Source organism: Sphingomonas mesophila, from assembly GCF_003499275.1.
GTDB lineage: Bacteria > Pseudomonadota > Alphaproteobacteria > Sphingomonadales > Sphingomonadaceae > Sphingomicrobium > Sphingomicrobium mesophilum.
Genome location: NZ_QWDF01000001.1, coordinates 1,569,168 through 1,584,092, shown reverse-complemented (window position 1 = coordinate 1,584,092; position 14,925 = coordinate 1,569,168). Strand labels below are relative to the sequence as shown.

Annotated in this window: 13 protein-coding genes; 4 read left to right on the top strand and 9 right to left on the bottom strand. The window is 67.1% G+C overall.

The genetic code is table 11. The features are described 5' to 3' along the window. Positions 1-11 precede the first annotated feature (11 nt). Complete coding sequence (locus tag D0Z60_RS07970; protein ID WP_118857745.1) at positions 12-3,062, bottom strand: TolB family protein; 3,051 nt, start codon at positions 3,060-3,062, stop codon at positions 12-14. Positions 3,063-3,142: 80 nt separating this feature from the next. Beyond that, positions 3,143-4,720: a hypothetical protein gene (locus D0Z60_RS07965; protein WP_118857744.1), complete on the bottom strand. Its 1,578-nt coding sequence runs from the start codon at positions 4,718-4,720 to the stop codon at positions 3,143-3,145. Between the two features lie 169 nt (positions 4,721-4,889). On the opposite strand from D0Z60_RS07965, the gene D0Z60_RS07960 reads away from it, so the two are divergent. Both D0Z60_RS07960 and pgl read left to right on the top strand, forming a co-directional pair. Then, positions 4,890-5,618 (top strand): energy transducer TonB, encoded by a 729-nt coding sequence (locus tag D0Z60_RS07960; protein ID WP_118857743.1) that lies wholly within the window; start codon positions 4,890-4,892, stop codon positions 5,616-5,618. 22 nt (positions 5,619-5,640) lie between these two features. Continuing rightward, positions 5,641-6,342 (top strand): 6-phosphogluconolactonase, encoded by a 702-nt coding sequence (gene pgl / locus D0Z60_RS07955; protein WP_118857742.1) that lies wholly within the window; start codon positions 5,641-5,643, stop codon positions 6,340-6,342. A 33-nt stretch (positions 6,343-6,375) separates the two neighbouring features. On the opposite strand, the gene D0Z60_RS07950 is transcribed toward pgl, so the two are convergent. From D0Z60_RS07950 to D0Z60_RS07925, 6 genes are read right to left on the bottom strand one after another with little or no spacing between them, the layout of a single operon-like run. Further along, complete coding sequence (locus tag D0Z60_RS07950) at positions 6,376-8,013, bottom strand: MFS transporter (protein WP_338056192.1); 1,638 nt, start codon at positions 8,011-8,013, stop codon at positions 6,376-6,378. Positions 8,014-8,071: 58 nt separating this feature from the next. After that, entirely contained in the window at positions 8,072-8,530 is a 459-nt protein-coding gene (locus tag D0Z60_RS07945; RefSeq protein ID WP_118857741.1) for a DUF3833 family protein, read from the bottom strand. Next, complete coding sequence (locus D0Z60_RS07940; RefSeq protein ID WP_118857740.1) at positions 8,527-9,615, bottom strand: NAD(P)-dependent alcohol dehydrogenase; 1,089 nt, start codon at positions 9,613-9,615, stop codon at positions 8,527-8,529. The genes D0Z60_RS07945 and D0Z60_RS07940 overlap by 4 nt, the downstream gene beginning before the upstream one ends. Before the next feature lie 11 nt (positions 9,616-9,626). Then, on the bottom strand, positions 9,627-10,466 hold the full coding sequence (locus D0Z60_RS07935) for an HpcH/HpaI aldolase/citrate lyase family protein (RefSeq protein ID WP_118857739.1): 840 nt from the start codon (positions 10,464-10,466) through the stop codon (positions 9,627-9,629). After that, the gene (locus D0Z60_RS07930) at positions 10,463-10,915 is read right to left on the bottom strand and encodes a MaoC family dehydratase (protein WP_118857738.1); all 453 of its coding nucleotides are present in this window, start codon (positions 10,913-10,915) and stop codon (positions 10,463-10,465) included. Before D0Z60_RS07930 ends, D0Z60_RS07935 begins: the two co-directional genes overlap by 4 nt. A 9-nt stretch (positions 10,916-10,924) precedes the next feature. After that, complete coding sequence (locus D0Z60_RS07925) at positions 10,925-13,237, bottom strand: transketolase (RefSeq protein ID WP_118857737.1); 2,313 nt, start codon at positions 13,235-13,237, stop codon at positions 10,925-10,927. A 172-nt stretch (positions 13,238-13,409) separates the two neighbouring features. Between D0Z60_RS07925 and D0Z60_RS07920 the strand changes: the two genes are divergently transcribed. After that, positions 13,410-13,871, top strand: coding sequence for a hypothetical protein (locus tag D0Z60_RS07920; protein WP_162888146.1), 462 nt, complete (start codon positions 13,410-13,412; stop codon positions 13,869-13,871). A 52-nt stretch (positions 13,872-13,923) separates the two neighbouring features. On the opposite strand, the gene D0Z60_RS07915 is transcribed toward D0Z60_RS07920, so the two are convergent. Continuing rightward, positions 13,924-14,355, bottom strand: a complete 432-nt coding sequence (locus tag D0Z60_RS07915; protein ID WP_118857735.1) for a winged helix-turn-helix transcriptional regulator — start codon at positions 14,353-14,355, stop codon at positions 13,924-13,926. 51 nt (positions 14,356-14,406) lie between these two features. Here D0Z60_RS07915 and D0Z60_RS07910 point away from each other — a divergent pair, with 51 nt between their 5' ends. Next, positions 14,407-14,925, top strand: a complete 519-nt coding sequence (locus D0Z60_RS07910; RefSeq protein WP_118857734.1) for an FMN-dependent NADH-azoreductase — start codon at positions 14,407-14,409, stop codon at positions 14,923-14,925.

Sequence of the window (14,925 nt, the reverse complement as noted above, 5' to 3'; positions counted from 1 at the left end):
GGCGCACTCTTTTACAGGATCTTGAGCGAGGTGAGCAGCTCGGTCTTCTCATAGTTGCCGTCGGCAAACCCCGCCGCCGCGCCAATCGAGAACACCATCGGCAGGCGCAGCGCGACGGTGAACGCCAGATCGACCTGCCCGCCGACATTGGCATAGCGGCGGTTCTTGCCGCCCGGCTCCCTGACGAACATCGTCCCCGCGAACAGCGCCGGGCGCGCATAGCTCATGTAGAAGGCCGGCGTGCCGAGCTCGGCGAAGCGCACCGGCGGCAGGTTCACTTCGGCGGTGAGCTTGGCGAATTTGCGCGCGGCGATCTGGTCGATCTCGAAGCCAGGGAAGCTTTCCATCTCGCGGTACCGCTTCTCGGGCCGGTTATCGACGAAGTTGTTGCGGAACGCGCCGAAATAGAAACTGCCGAGCGGGCTTTCCTCCGGCCCGCCGGCGATGCCGCCACTGACATAGCCCCACAGGGAGCTGTTCGACCACGGCAACGGAACGCCGTAGTCGAGCCCGCCGTAGAGCTTGGGATAAGTGTCGCCGAGCGCCATGTCGACGCTTCCGATCGCGCGCCAGGCGATACCCTTTTCGTGGTCGACCCCGCCCAGCGACTTGCGGGTGTTGGTGTATTTGACCCCGCTCTCGAAGGACACGACGTTGCGCGGGCTGGCGATGTTCTGCGCCGCCGGCAATTGCTCTAGGCCGAGATAGACCGCGCCGGTGGCGAACACGTCGAGCTGGCGCGGCGGGTCGTAGATCAGCGCCTTGTTGTAGCCGACGATGAACGCGTCACCGCGCCGGCTTCGCTCGACCGGGCCGAACAGGTCGTAGAAGTCGGCGCCATTGTGCTTGTACTCGACCGTCCAGCTCAGCGACTTGTACTTCAGATTGACGTGGAGCCGGTCGCGATTGCGAAGCTCGCCCCACGGCGTGTAGCTTACGGCCGCGCTAAGCTGGCTGAACTGCATCGGGTCTTCGAAGTGGATGAAGTAACCCGGTGAGACCAGCCCTTGGTAACCCTCGACGATCGGGTAGGCGGCGGCCAGCCTCATGCGCTGCTTGGGGTGATATTTGCCGCGCTCGGTGACCAGTTCGTCGAGCTTGACCCGGGCCGGCGAGCCGACTCCCCATTGCTTCAGCTCGGGGTGGGCGCGGATCACCTTGGTGCCGAGGAATTCGATCGTCCCGAGGTCGTCGCGCTTCTGCGGCATGATCCGTGCCGGGGTCAGTCCGTCGCCGGCATATTCGTAGACGATCAGGCTCCCGTCGGGCCGCTCCATCGGCCGGAAGAAGCCGGTCGCGGCATTGCTCAGCACCCGGTACTTCTGCGTCGCGAGGTCGAACACGAAGACGTTCGACACGCCCGTGAAATAGCTCGTCCCGATCAAGCGCTTGCCGTCGGGCGTGAAGGTGAAGCTTTCGGGCGTCGATGGCGGCAGGTCGAGCCGCGCGACCTCCTCCGGACTGCCCGCCATTAGGCTGTCGGTGGTCCACACTCGCACCGACTGCTTGCCGTCGATCTCGCTGAAGCTCGCCGCGACCAGCTTCCCGTCGGGCGAAATGTCGAGATCCCACGGCGTCGAACCGTAGTCGAAGGTGTGGATCTGATTGTGCCCGCGATAGGGCGCGGGAATGCGGCTGATCGTGGCGAAGCCGTTCTGGTGGCGAATGCCCCAGATCGAGCGGTCGGCCGGGTTGAGTACGAGGTCGCCAATCCGCGCGTCGCGCAACAGCATGCGTTTCTTGCCGGTGTCGACATCGATCTCGATGATATCGCGGAAGGCGTAATTGTCCTCGGTATAATAGGCTTTGCGGGCCGCCTCGTCGAACGCCAGGCTGGTCACCTTGTAGAGCATCATGCCCTTGATTTCGCTCAGCTTCCTAAGCTCGCCCGAAACCAGGTCCATGGTCCCGATGAAGCCGATCTCGCCGGGGTAGCGGAAGGCGGCGACCAGCCGGTTGGTCTTGGCGTCGACATAGCCGCGTGAAATCGACCCCAAGCCCTTCGGAGAAAGGTGCGTCACCTGGCTCAAAGGATAAGCTTCGAGCTTGGCTAGATTGGCGCGCTGGAAGTCCTGTTCGGACGCAATCCAGTCACTCCACGCGTCGTCGAGCCGCCGTCCGAACACGTGGCGGAATTGCGCGGCGTAGAACGCCTTGCTGTCCTCGCCGCGCTTCAGCCAATCGACCACCTTTTGCGGGCCGTAGGTCAGCGCCAGCCACGAGAAGAAGCGGCTGCCGTAGAGGTAGTCGTTCACGCCGACCTGGAAGTCGACCGCCGTGCCTTCGGATTCAAGGCCCAGCGGCGAATAGAATTTGTCGCCGTCGCGGACCTTGGCGCGGAACACCATCTCGTCATAGGCGCCCTGACCGCGGCCGAGCCCGCCCGCCATCCACGTCTCGAAAAACACCGCCGATCCTTCGAGATACCAGCGCGGAACCGCGTTGCGCGGGGTTGCGAGATAATTCCACAGGATCGATTCGGGATGCTCCTGGATGGGCATCGGCTTGCCGCGCAGAAACCGCCGCCAGAACGCGTCCTGCCGGTTCCACACGTCCATCGTCGCGACGTGGGCCAGCTCGTGATTGGTCAGCGTGAAGAAGCGCTCGCCCGGAGTGAACGTCTCCATCGACTGCGACAAGGGCGCGACGTCGAACAGCACGGCATTGTTGGGCGACGAGCGCGCGGCGGCATTGCCGTAGTCGCCGAAGTCCTTGAGCAGCACATTGGTCCGGTCCCACGGCTGCCAGTCGAACATCCGCTTGTGCCACTTCAGCGCGTTCTCGATCGAGCGGCCGAGATACGGCGTCAGATAGGTTTGGACCGGATCGAAATAGAGCAGCGAGAAATTAGCCGTCTCGAGCGTCGTCAGGTCGATCCCAGACGCATCCTTGGGGACGTGCTTGACCTCGTCCGACCCGGTCTCGTCGGGCTCGGTTGACGGCGGTGCGTCCGGCGCTGCGATCGGCTCGACGACGCTGGTCGTGTCGGGCTGCGGCTCGGCCGGATCGGGCGCCTGCTGCGCGAATGCGGTTGTGGCCGCGCTGACGAGCAGCGCGGCCACGGACCCCCTGATGACAAAGCGGACACGCCGCCGGACCCCGTCCATTACCCCCCTTTGCCGTGCCCCCACGGCGAACTAACTCACTGGGCGCGCATCGCCTGCGCGAAGGCCGGGCTCTGAAGCGCTGCTGCAAAGCTGGCATTCATCGCCAACGCCTGGAAATTGGGGTTGCGGCCAAGCGCTGCGAACGCCTGGGCGTTGCGAGCGAAGGTCTGCAGCGCCGCCGGGTTCCGGGCCAGCGCAGCGAACGCCTGCGGGTGCGCCGCCATCGCCGCAAAAGCCTGCGAATTCTGCGCCATGGCCGACATCGCCTGGGCGTTGATCCGCCCCTGCGCCGCCATTTGCGCGACCCCGGCCTGAGCGTTGAACGCCTGCGCCGCGCGGGCCGATGCGGCCAGCGCATTGGCGTTGCGGCCCATCGCTTCGAACGCCTGGGCGTTGCGCGCCATCGCGCTCAGCGCCTGCGCGTTGAACGCCGCCTGGAACGCTTGGGCGTTGGACGCCATCGCCTTGAACGCGTCGGCATTGCGCGCCATCGCGTCGAACGCGCTTGCGTCGCGGGCCAGGGCATCCATCGCCGCGGCGTCTCTGGCCAGGGCCTGGAACGCCTGGGCGTTACGCGCCATCGCCGCTACGCCGGCCGGGTTGCGCGCCGCCGCCGCGAAGGCATTGGCATCCTTGGCATAGGCGCGGAATGCCTGTGCATCGCGGGCCATTGCCGCCAGCGCCTGCGGGTGACGGGCGAGCGCCGCGAAGGCGTTGGCATGACGAGCCGCCGCCGCGAAGGCCTGCGGCTGGAGCGCAAGGGCGTTGAACGCATCAGCGTTGCGGGCCATCGCTGCGGCCGCCTGGGCGTCGAACGCATTGGCGCTGCGACCTGCCGCCTGGAAGGCCTGGGCAGAACGGGCCGCGGCGCTCAACGCATCGGCGTTGCGGGCCAGCGCCGAGAAGGCGTCGGCATTGCGCGCCATGGCGTCGAACGCCTGGGCATCGCGGGCTAGCGCATCCATCGCCGCCGAATCCTTGGCGAGCGCCTGGAAGGCCTGGGCGTTGCGCGCCATCGCCGCTACGCCGGCCGGGTTGCGCGCCGCAGCCGAAAAGGCGTTGGCGTCCTTGGCGTAAGCACGAAACGCTTGCGCATCGCGAGCCATCGCCTCGAACGCCTGTGGATGGCGGGCGAGCGCGCTGAACGCATTGGCGTGACGCGCCATCGCCGCGAACGCTTCGGCATTGCGGCCGGCGACCATCCGTCCGGACGCGGCGACCGCCTCGGCATTGCGGGCCATCGCCGCGAACGCCTGGGGATCGCGCGCCAGAGCGGCGAACGCCTGCGGATCGGCGGCCATCGCCGCCATCGCCTGCGGATTGCGCGCCAGGGCGGCGAAATTCGCGTCGCTGGCCATCGCCCGGAAGTTGGGATCCTTGGTCATCACCTCGAATGCGTCGGTCTGCATCAGCTGCGGAACCGAGGTATCGCCAAGCGTGACGTCGCCGGCGCCGACCTGCGAGTCGACGTGGCGGTCGGCGGCGGTGATCGTTCCTTCGCTCGGACCAAGCGGCGGATAGACCCGGCCGATGCCATAGGCGCCGGCGGCGACCAGCACGACGATCGCGCCGGTGGCAAGAAACTTGCGATTGTTGGCAGTTGCGGTGGTCATTGAGTTCCCCCTCGTTGGACCAAAACCGATTGTTTACCCAAAGTTAACCCGAGTCAATGAATCGCATTGTGTCCGTGACCCACGTCGGGCCAGTCCGACTTGGGCGCGGGCCGAACCGAATGCGGGTTCCTGCCGCAACCGCGCGCGGCCCGACGCGTTCGCTACGCTGATGTATCGACCTTCGCTCAAGCCGCGCGACCGGTTCGCCAGCCTGGCGCTGGTCGGCGCGCTGCACGCCGGGCTGATCCTTGCTCTGCTGAATCTGAGCGGCGCGGTCGACATCGTCAGCCGACAGGATCTCACCCAGCTGATCGACATCGCCGACCCGCCCGAGCAGCAGGTCGTCGAGGTCAAGCCCGCCGCGCGCGAGGAAGGGGAGGCATCGCCGCCCAATATCGAGAGCAAGGCTACGCCGGTGGTCGACCTCAAGCCGAAGATCGTCCTTCCGACGCCCAACCCCCTGCCGGTCTCGCCGACGCCAAAGGAAGGCACGCAGACCACCCAAGGCGCTGCGCCAGTGCCCGGACCGGGAACCGGCGCGGGCGGCGTTGGGACCGGCACCGGGGCTGGGGGCTCGGGCAGTGGCCCAGGGGGCGGCGGCGAAGACGGCATCGCCGCCGTCCGCGCTCGTCTGGCCACTCCACCATTACGCGGGCGCGATTTCCCCCGTCAATTGCTCGCCTCGTGGCCGCGCGGCGCGGATATCTTCACTCGCCTTCGTGTTGACGAAAACGGCGTGGTGATCGAGTGCGATGTCATGCGCGGTACGGGGTATCCCGGCCTCGATGCAGAAGTCTGCGCGATCGTCCGCCAGCGTGTGCGCTTCACGCCGGCGGTCAACCGGCGCGGACAGCGGGTTGCGGATTGGTTCGGCTATCGGCAAGAGGCCCCCCGCTAATCAGACCTTGCCGGGACAGACCATGATCGAAGCCGAATGGTGGGACTATGACGACCTCGAGGAGATGGCCGCGGCGGTCGCCGGCGACATCGGCTTCATCATCGACAGCGCGCTCGACGCGCGCGGCGAAGCGCTGATCGCAGTCCCCGGGGGCAAGACCCCGCTGCCGATCTACGCGGCTCTCGCCGCCGGCAAGCGTGATTGGAAGAAGGTCACCATCATCCCCACCGACGAGCGGCTGGTGCCGATGACCGACGAGCTGAGCAACATTCGCGCCATCGCCAAGGCGTTCCTTCCGGCCGGCGCGCGGGTATTTCCGATCGGCAGCGACATCGCCGACTACAAGCTCGCCGGCAACAGTGCCAACGCCAAGCTGGCCGAGCTCAAATTCCCGCTCGATCTGGCTTGGCTCGGGGTCGGCGGCGACGGTCACGTCGCCTCGATCTTCCCCGGTCCCGATCTCGAGGACGCGCTGAACGCCCCCAACGGCCGCCACGCGGTTGGCGTCATGCCCGATCCGCTCCCGGCCGAAGCGCCGGTCCCGCGCATCACGCTCACCCGTTCGGCGATCCTCTCGGCCCGGACCGTGCTCATCACCATCACCGGCGAAGACAAGAAGGCGCTGCTCGAACAGGCCATCGCCGAGGGCCATTCCTCGAAGCTACCGATCGGTCGGGTCCTCGCCGAGACCGAACAGCCGATCGATATTCACTGGGCGGCGTAATCCCTGCCGATAACTTCGTCGCGGGGAAGAAGCCTAAACCTCAGCCAGCGGCTTGCCGCGGGTTTCCTTGAGGAACAGGATCGTCACCACCGCCGACAGCGCGGTGAACGCGACCGCGTACCACAGCCCCGCATAGATATCGCCGGTCGCGGCAACGATTGCGAAGCTGGTGACCGGCAGGAATCCGCCGACCCAGCCGGTGCCGACATGGTAGGGCAGGCTCATCGCAGTGTAGCGGATACGGGTGGGGAACATCTCGACCAGCGCCGCCGCCTGCGGCCCGTAGAGCGCGGTCGACGCGACGACGAAACCGAACAGCACCGCAAAGAGCATCGGATAGTGTACCCGCGCCGGATCGGCCGACTTGGGATAGCCCGCCGCCTCGAGCTCGGCGTTGACCGCGGTCGCCACCTCGCCCTTCAGCGCCTTGAGGTCCGCCGCGCCCTCGCCGCCGGGCACGGTGACCGAGCGGTCTCCGGCGACCACCCGGGTTGTCCCGTCAGACGAGGCGCGAGTGGAATAGGTCACGCCGCGGGTGATCAGCGTTGACTTGGCGATGTCGCAGGCGCTGGTGAACTTGGCGGTGCCGGTCGGGTCGAACTGGCTCGAGCAGGTCGCGAGGTCGGTCTCGACCACCACCGGAGTCCGCGCCTGCGCTTCGACCACGGCCGGATTCGTCGCCTCGGCGATCAAATGCGATCCCGGGAAATACAGCGCCAGCGCCAACAACATCCCGCCGAGCATCACCGGCTTGCGCCCGACCCGATCGCTCAGCCAGCCGAAGAAGACGTAAAGCGGGGCGGACACAAGGGTCATGACAATCAGCAGCATGTCCTTGGTCGCGCCCGGCAGACCGAGCGACTTTTCGAGAAACACCTGCATGTAGAAGAAGGTGAAATACCACACCGCGCCCTGCGCACACATGATCCCGAAAAAGGCGATCATCACTCGCTTCAAACTGTCGCGCGTGGCGAAGCTCTCGCGCAGCGGTGCCTTGGTCGTCGCGCCTTCCTCCTTCAGCTTGGCGAACTCCGGGCTTTCGCTCAGCTTGACCCGCATCCATACCGAAATTCCGAGCAGCAGGATCGACACCAGGAACGGCACCCGCCAGCCCCACGCGTTGAACGCCTCCTCGCCGAGCAACGTGCGCGTGGCGAAGATTACCAGCAGCGCGGCGAGCAGTCCGAAGGAGGCCGAGGCCTGGATCCAGCCGGTCGCCGCACCGCGCTTGTCGTCGTCGGCATGTTCCGCAACGTAGATCGCCGCGCCGCCATATTCGCCGCCCAGGGCCGTGCCCTGGCAAATGCGCAGGAACACCAGCAGGATCGGCGCCAGCATCCCGACCTGTTCGTAGGTCGGCAACAGGCCGATAGCAAAGGTTGCTCCGCCCATCAGGCTGACCGTGGCGAGGAACGTCGCCTTCCTGCCGACTCGGTCGCCCATCGCGCCGAAGATGATCGCGCCGAGCGGCCGGAACGCGAAGCCGACCGCGAACAGCGCCAGCGCCGCGACCAGCGCCCCGGTCGGATCGAGTCCGGCGAGGAACACCTTGGCGATGACCGGAGTCAGCGACCCGAAGATGAAGAAGTCATACCACTCGAATGCCGTCCCCGCGCTCGACGCGGTGACCACGCGGGTCATCGACCAGGGCTTCTGCGCCGCTTCGCTCACTCAACCGTCCCCCAACGCTGCTGGCCGCGACCCTAGCGTGCGGCGCAAGCGGTGCAAGCTAGCGCTTCTCGATCCGCTCGCTGAGGCGGGCGACGGTGACTCCGAGCTTTGAGAAGGTCATTTGATTGTCGACCGCGCGCCCGCCCGGCGCGGGGGTCAGCCACTGCTGCACGCTGAGCCCGTCGGTGGTGCGATAGCGGATTCGGATCGCGCCGCGCTCCGCCGTCACCGCGACCGGCCCGCGCGCATCGCTGAGTGTCCCGGCAAAGCTGGTCGGCCCAGTGCGCCGAAGCTGCCACACGCGCTGCCGCCGCTTGTCGCCCGTGACGTCGATCGTCTGGCGCAGCACCAGCGTCCCGTCGGCGCCGACGCTGCCGATGCTTTCGACCCGTACCGTCTGCGGCGCCTTCAGCGCCACGCGCAGCGTCCCGCTGCCGTGGGTTCGCCCGGTGAAAAAAGCGACCGGATCGAACGTCGGCGCGGCCGCCGCCAGCAACGTGGCGGCGACGAAGTTCAAATCCCGCGCGCCATGTCGATCACGAAGCGGTAGCGCACGTCGTTCTTGAGCAACCGCTCATAGGCTTCGTTGACCTCGTTCATCGCGATCATCTCGACCTCGGGATAGATGCCTTTCTCGGCGCACAGGTCGAGCATCTCCTGGGTCTCGGGAATGCCGCCGATCGCCGACCCGCCGACCGCCCGGTTCCACCAGATCAGGCTGGCGCCGACGAAGCCCGGCATCTGCGTCAGCGCGCCGACGATCACCATCCGCCCCGACCTGCCGAGCAATGACAGATAGCCGTCGATCTCGTGCGGCACCGGCACCGTGTTGAGGATGAAGTCGAAGCGGGTCGCCGCCGCTTCCATCTGTGCCGCATCGGTGGACAATATGACGTCCTCGGCGCCGAGCGCGCGCGCGTCCTCGCCTTTCTCCGGCGTGGTGGTGATGATCGTCACGCTCGCTCCGAGCGCGACACCCAGCTTGACGCCCATATGGCCAAGCCCGCCGAGCCCGACCACCGCCATTTTGGTTCCCTGCCCGACGCCATATTGGCGCAACGGCGAGTAGGTGGTGATCCCGGCGCACAGCAGCGGCGCGACCTTCGCCTCGTCCATCCCATCGGGCACCTTGCACACGAAATGGTCGCGCACGACGATATGGTCGGTGTAGCCGCCCTTGGTAATTTCGCCGCTGCGGCGGTCAGGGCTGTTGTAGGTCTGGGTGCAGCCCTCGCGGCAGAACACTTCCCACCCGTCGAGGCACTGGTCGCAAGCCATGCAGCTGTCGACCATGCATCCGACGGCGACCGTGTCGCCGACCCGGTGGCGCGTCACTGCGCTGCCGACGGCGGTGACCTTCCCGACAATCTCATGGCCCGGGATCACCGGATATTGAGTCCCCGCCCAGTCGTTGCGCGCGGTGTGGAGGTCGCTGTGGCAAATGCCGGCGTAGGTAATCTGGATGGCGACGTCGTCGTCGCGCAGCGCGCGCCGCTCGAACTCCATCGGCCGAAGCGGCTGGTCGGGCGCGTCGGTGCCCCATCCCTTCGCCTTGGTCGGGCCCGTTGTCGCCTCGCTGCGAGGTTCTGCGGTGGTCGCCATCGTCTCGTCTCCTAACGTGAGGAACGCTCTACCACGCGCCGCGCCTGGATGAGGTGCGGGAGATCGACCATCTTGCCGCCTACCGACAACACGCCGGCCCCAGGCTGCGCCTCGAACGCGGCGATGATCCCCTGCGCGTGCACGATCTCGTCCGCGCTCGGCGTGAAGGCGGCGTTGATTGGGTCGACCTGCGCCGGGTGGATCGCCAGCTTGCCGGTAAACCCCTCGCGCGCCGCGGCCGCAGCCTCGGCCGTCAGCCCCGCCTCGTCGCGGAAGTCGGCGAACACCCCGTCGACCGGCTGGACCCCCGCCGCGACCGCTCCCGCCAGGCACAGCGAGCGCGCCATGCGGTAGGTGAAGCTCAATCCCCCGTCCGCGTCATATTTGCTCGACGCGCCGAGCGCCGCGCTCAAATCCTCCGCACCCCAGCTCATCGCCGCGAGCGGCGACTTGGGATCACGGTAGGAGAGCAGCCCGAACAGGCTCGCCGCGGTCTCGGTGACGATCGCGTGGATCGGGATGTTGCCGGTGCGGTGCGCCAGCTCGAGCACGTCGCCACCGCTTTCGGCCTTGGGAAGGACGACCCCGTGGATATCGGCAAGCCCGATCAACTTGAGGTCGCGGCGGTGTTCGTCGGTCCTCAGCGGGTTGATCCGCACCCACCATTGCGGCCCGCAGCTGCGCTTGCCGAGGCCCTTCAAGATGTCGCGCGCAGTAGCCTTGCGCTCGGGCGCGACGCTGTCCTCGAGGTCGAAGATGATCGCGTCCGCTGCGCTGTCGCACGCCTTGGCGATCTTCTTCTCGCTGTCGGCGGGCACGAACAGCCAGCTGCGCGGGGGCGCCTCGCTCATGCCGGCTTGCGCGCGATCAGCGCGGTCCGGGTCATGGTGCACACCGTTTCGCCGCGCTGGTTGATGGCGCGGTGCCGCCAGGTAACGATCCCCGCCTCGGGCCGCGACTTGCTGTCACGTAAGCCCACCACTTCGCTGTCGAACTTCAGCGTATCGCCGATGAACACCGGCGCCGGCAGCCGCACCTCGTCGAATCCCAGATTCGCAACCAGCGTGCCCAGCGTCGTATCGGCGACCGACACCCCGACCACTAAGCTGAAGGTCAGGCAGGAGTTGACCAATATCTGCCCGAACTCGCTCGCCCGCGCCGCCTCGGCGTCGAGGTGCAGCGGCTGCGGATTGTGGGTCAGGGTCGAAATCAGGAGATTGTCGGCCTCGGTCACCGTCCGGCTGATCGCGTGGGTCACGACATCGCCCACCTGCCACTCGTCGAAATAGCGTCCGGCCATGGCGCGGCTCTAGGCTGGCAGCAGTAGCTCGGCAACCGCCTCGGTGATCGCCGCGCCGTCGAGCCGATAGGCGGCGTAGAGGTCGGCCAGGCTCCCGGTCTGGCCGAACTTCTCGACCCCCAGCGGCGCGACCCGCTGGCCGAGCACCCCGCCGAGCCAGCTGAGCGAGGCCGGCGCCGCGTCGCACAAGGTCACCAGCCCGGCTCCCGGCCGCAACCGCGCCAGCAATGTCTCGACATGGCTCGTTGACCGCTCGCCTTTCCAGCGCGCCGCCTGGGCCGCAGTCCACCCCCGGTGTAGCAAGTCGGGCGATGTCACCGAGAGCAGGCCAAGCCCCGGCAGGTCCACGCTCAGTTCCTCCCATGCGGCCAGCGCTTCGGGCATCAGCGCGCCCATTGCTACGATCGCCGCCTCGGCACCCTCGGCTGGCTCGCGCAGCCAATAGCCGCCGGCCAGCGTGCCCGCCCTCCAACCGTCGTCTGAACGCTTGGGCTGCACCACGACCCGAGTCGACAGCCGCAAATAGGTCGACTCGCCCGCCGGATCGTCGATCAGCCGCAGCGCTTCGGCGATCATCGCCGCCAACTCGTCGGCAAACGCTGGCTCGTAATGACGCAATCCCGGCTGGCCGAGCGCGATCAGCGGCGGGTTGATCGACTGGTGTGCGCCGCCCTCCGGCCCGAGCGTGATCCCGCTGGGGGTCGCCACAAGCAGGAAGCGCGCGTCCTGGTAGCAAGCGTAATTGAGGCTATCGAGGCCGCGCGCGATGAACGGATCGTACAGTGTCCCCACCGGCACCAACCGCTCGCCGAACAGATCGCCGCTGAGCCCGAGCGCGGCGAGCATCAGAAACAGGTTCGATTCGGCGATGCCAAGCTCGATATGCTGGCCGCCGCCGCTCGCCGCCCATTTCTGCGCCGACGGGATCTTCGCCGCCGCGAACACGTCCGCCATGTCGCGCCGCTTGAACAGCCCGCGCTGGTTAACCCAACCGCCGAGGTTAGTCGAAACCGTGACATCCGGGCTCGTGGTGACGATCCGGTCGGCGATCGGCGCGCCCGACTTAGCGAGGTCGAGCATGATCCGCCCGAACGCCGCCTGGGTCGACTGCTCCTCGCCCGCTGGCGCCGGGATAGCGGGAATGCTCATCCGCCCGAAGTCGCGCGGCCGTTTGTCGCGGGCGATGCGCGCCGCGGCGATCAGCGCCTCGACCCCCGGCCGCTCGTTGCCGCCGATCCCCGCCAGCGGCTCCCATTCCTCGCCTTCGGCGATTCCCGCTAAATCTCGCATCGCGTGCGCCTGGGTCGGGTTCATCAGCCCGGCGTGATTGTCCTTGTGCCCGGCGAACGGCAGCCCGAAGCCCTTCACCGTCCAGGCGATGAACAGCGTCGGCACGTCGTCCTGCGCCGCGTCGAACGCTTGCGTCAAAGTCTCCATGCAATGGCCGCCGAGATCGCTCATCAAGGCGCCAAGCCCGTCGTCGTCGAGCCCCTCCAGGAAACCCGATGCCGACTTGCCGAGGTCCGCATTCAGCCGCTCGCCCCACGCCGCTCCGCCCTGGTAAAGCAGTGCCGCGCTGTCGGCATTGCCGAGCCCGTCGAGCCACGCGCGCACTTTCGGATGCCGCTCCAGCGCCGCGCCCAGTTTCTTGCCATATCGCAGCTCGACCGTCCGCCAGCCGCACGCCTTGAAGATGTCGTCGAAGCGCTCGAACATGCGGTCCTCGCTGGTCGCGTCGAGGCTCTGGCGGTTGTAGTCGACGATCCACCAGCAGTTGCGCACGTCATGCTTCACGCACTCGATCAGGCATTCGTAGATATTGCCCTCGTCGAGCTCGGCGTCGCCGATCAGCGCCACGAACCGCCCGCGCGCCGCCTCGTCCATCATGCCGTGCGCGGTGAGATAGTCCTGGACCAGGCTGGCGAAGGCGGTGATCGCCACCCCCAACCCGACCGACCCGGTCGAAAAATCGACCGGGATCCGGTCCTTGGTCCGGCTCGGATAGCTCTGCATCCCGCCGAACCCGCGGAAGTTCTGTAATTGGTCGAGCGACTGCGAACCGAGCAGATAGTGAATTGCGTGGAGCAGCGGCCCGGCGTGCGGCTTGACCGCCAGCCGGTCGTTCGGCCCGAGCGCGTGGAAATAGAGCGCGGCCATCAGCGCGCTCATCGACGCGCAGCTTGCCTGATGGCCGCCAACCTTCAGCCCATCAGCGCTGTCGCGGACATGGTTGGCATGGTGGATCGTCCACGCGCTCAGGAAGCGCAGCCGCTCGTCGAGCAGCTTCAACGAGGCGATATCGGGCGCGGATTCTTGAACCATGGCGCCTGCCTAGCGGCTCGCCGGAGGCAGGGCAAAGGCCGCCAAACGCCGCCTATTCATTTGCAATTCACGCTAGGGCGGCGGCCTGCGCCGATCGTGCGACGAACGCCGCGCCTCCCGCGCGCCGCGGTTCGTTTTACCCGACATCCAGTACAGAGTTTTGGAGATGAACATGAACAAGCTTCTCGCCGCCGGCGCCGCGATCGCCGCTCTCGCCGCCGCTCCCGCTGCCGCCCAGTACGGCTACGGCTATCCGGCGCCGCAATATGGCTACAGCTATGGCGCTCCTTACGGGCAGGCCTATGGCTATCAGCAGAACGCTACGAACTACGCCGCCCAGCGTTGCAGCGCCGCGGTCCAGCAGCGGCTTCAGAGCCGTGGCGGCCTGACCTCGATCCTCGGCGCCGTGCTTGGGGCCCGGGCTACCGGCGGCCGCGTGCTTCAGGTCACCAACGTCAACCCGCGCCGCAACATGATCCGCGTGCGCGGCCTCGCCAACAGCGGCTCCGGCTACGGGCCCTACGGCGCCGGCGCCTACGGTGCCTATGGCTACGGCTACCAGCCCGACCTGACGTTCAAGTGCGACGTCGACTATCGCGGCTACGTCCGCGACATCGACATCATGCGCCGCTAAATCAGGCGGACATGCAAAAGGAGGAGCGCCGGTTCACGCCGGCGCTCCTTTTTTATTGGCCGTCGGCCGCCGCGTCATAGCGCTGCTGCGCGGCGCGGATGCACTCGATATGCGCCATCGCCCAGGTGCCGAGGCCCTGCACCGGCTCGCGCAGCGACTGGCCGAGTTCGGTCAGCTCGTAGTCGACCCGCGGCGGGATGGTCGGCGTGACGTGCCGGGTCACCAGCCCGTCGCGCTCGAGATTGCGCAGGCTCAGCGTCAGCATCCGCTGCGAAATTCCGTCGATCGCGCGCTTCAATTCCATGAATCGCTTGGGCCCGTCGGCCAGCAGCATGACGATCAGCATCGACCATTTATCGCCGACCCGGTTGAGCACCGGCGCGACCGACCGGCAGATCGGTCCGTGGATCGCCGCCTGCTCTTCGGCGCTGGTTACAGCGCTGTTTCCTGGTGACAAATTTTTGCGTTCTTGTGCGTGGTCCATCGCTGGTTACTTAAAGCGTCCCGGTAACAAATCAATACCAAGGACCAGACAATGACCATCCTCCACATCGACAGCAGCATCTCGGGCGCGGACAGCATTTCGCGCCGCCTCACCCGCGCCATCGTCGGCCAGTTCGCCGACGGCGAAGTCGTCTACCGCGATCTCGCCGCCGACCCGCTGCCGCATCTCACCGCGCGCGGCGAGGACGCCCACCTGCTCGACGAATTCATCGCCGCCGACACCGTCGTCATCGGCGCGCCGATGTACAATTTCACGATTCCCTCGCAGCTCAAGGCCTGGCTCGACCGTCTCGCCGTCGCTGGCCGCAGCTTTCGCTACACCGAGGCCGGGCCCGAGGGCCTGCTCACGGGCAAGAGGGTGATCGTCGCGCTCGCCTCGGGCGGCGCCTATGCCGAAGGCGGCCCGTTCGAACACCACCGCTCCTACCTCAAGGATTTCCTCGGCTTCCTCGGCATCACCCCCGAATTCGTCACCGCCGCGGGTATCGCCATGGCCCGCGACGAAGCGGTGCAAAGCGCCGACGCCGAGGTGCTGGCGCTGGCGGCCTAG

Excerpts from the sequence above, each read along its gene's own strand:
- D0Z60_RS07930 (WP_118857738.1), bottom strand. The coding sequence starts at position 10,915 with ATGGCCGGACGCTATTTCGACGAGTGGCAGGTGGGCGATGTCGTGACC.
- pgl (WP_118857742.1), top strand. The coding sequence starts at position 5,641 with ATGATCGAAGCCGAATGGTGGGACTATGACGACCTCGAGGAGATGGCC.
- D0Z60_RS07920 (WP_162888146.1), top strand. The coding sequence starts at position 13,410 with ATGAACAAGCTTCTCGCCGCCGGCGCCGCGATCGCCGCTCTCGCCGCC.
- D0Z60_RS07925 (WP_118857737.1), bottom strand. The coding sequence starts at position 13,237 with ATGGTTCAAGAATCCGCGCCCGATATCGCCTCGTTGAAGCTGCTCGAC.
- D0Z60_RS07935 (WP_118857739.1), bottom strand. The coding sequence starts at position 10,466 with ATGAGCGAGGCGCCCCCGCGCAGCTGGCTGTTCGTGCCCGCCGACAGC.
- D0Z60_RS07940 (WP_118857740.1), bottom strand. The coding sequence starts at position 9,615 with ATGGCGACCACCGCAGAACCTCGCAGCGAGGCGACAACGGGCCCGACC.
- D0Z60_RS07915 (WP_118857735.1), bottom strand. The coding sequence starts at position 14,355 with ATGGACCACGCACAAGAACGCAAAAATTTGTCACCAGGAAACAGCGCT.
- D0Z60_RS07965 (WP_118857744.1), bottom strand. The coding sequence starts at position 4,720 with ATGACCACCGCAACTGCCAACAATCGCAAGTTTCTTGCCACCGGCGCG.
- D0Z60_RS07960 (WP_118857743.1), top strand. The coding sequence starts at position 4,890 with ATGTATCGACCTTCGCTCAAGCCGCGCGACCGGTTCGCCAGCCTGGCG.
- D0Z60_RS07910 (WP_118857734.1), top strand. The coding sequence starts at position 14,407 with ATGACCATCCTCCACATCGACAGCAGCATCTCGGGCGCGGACAGCATT.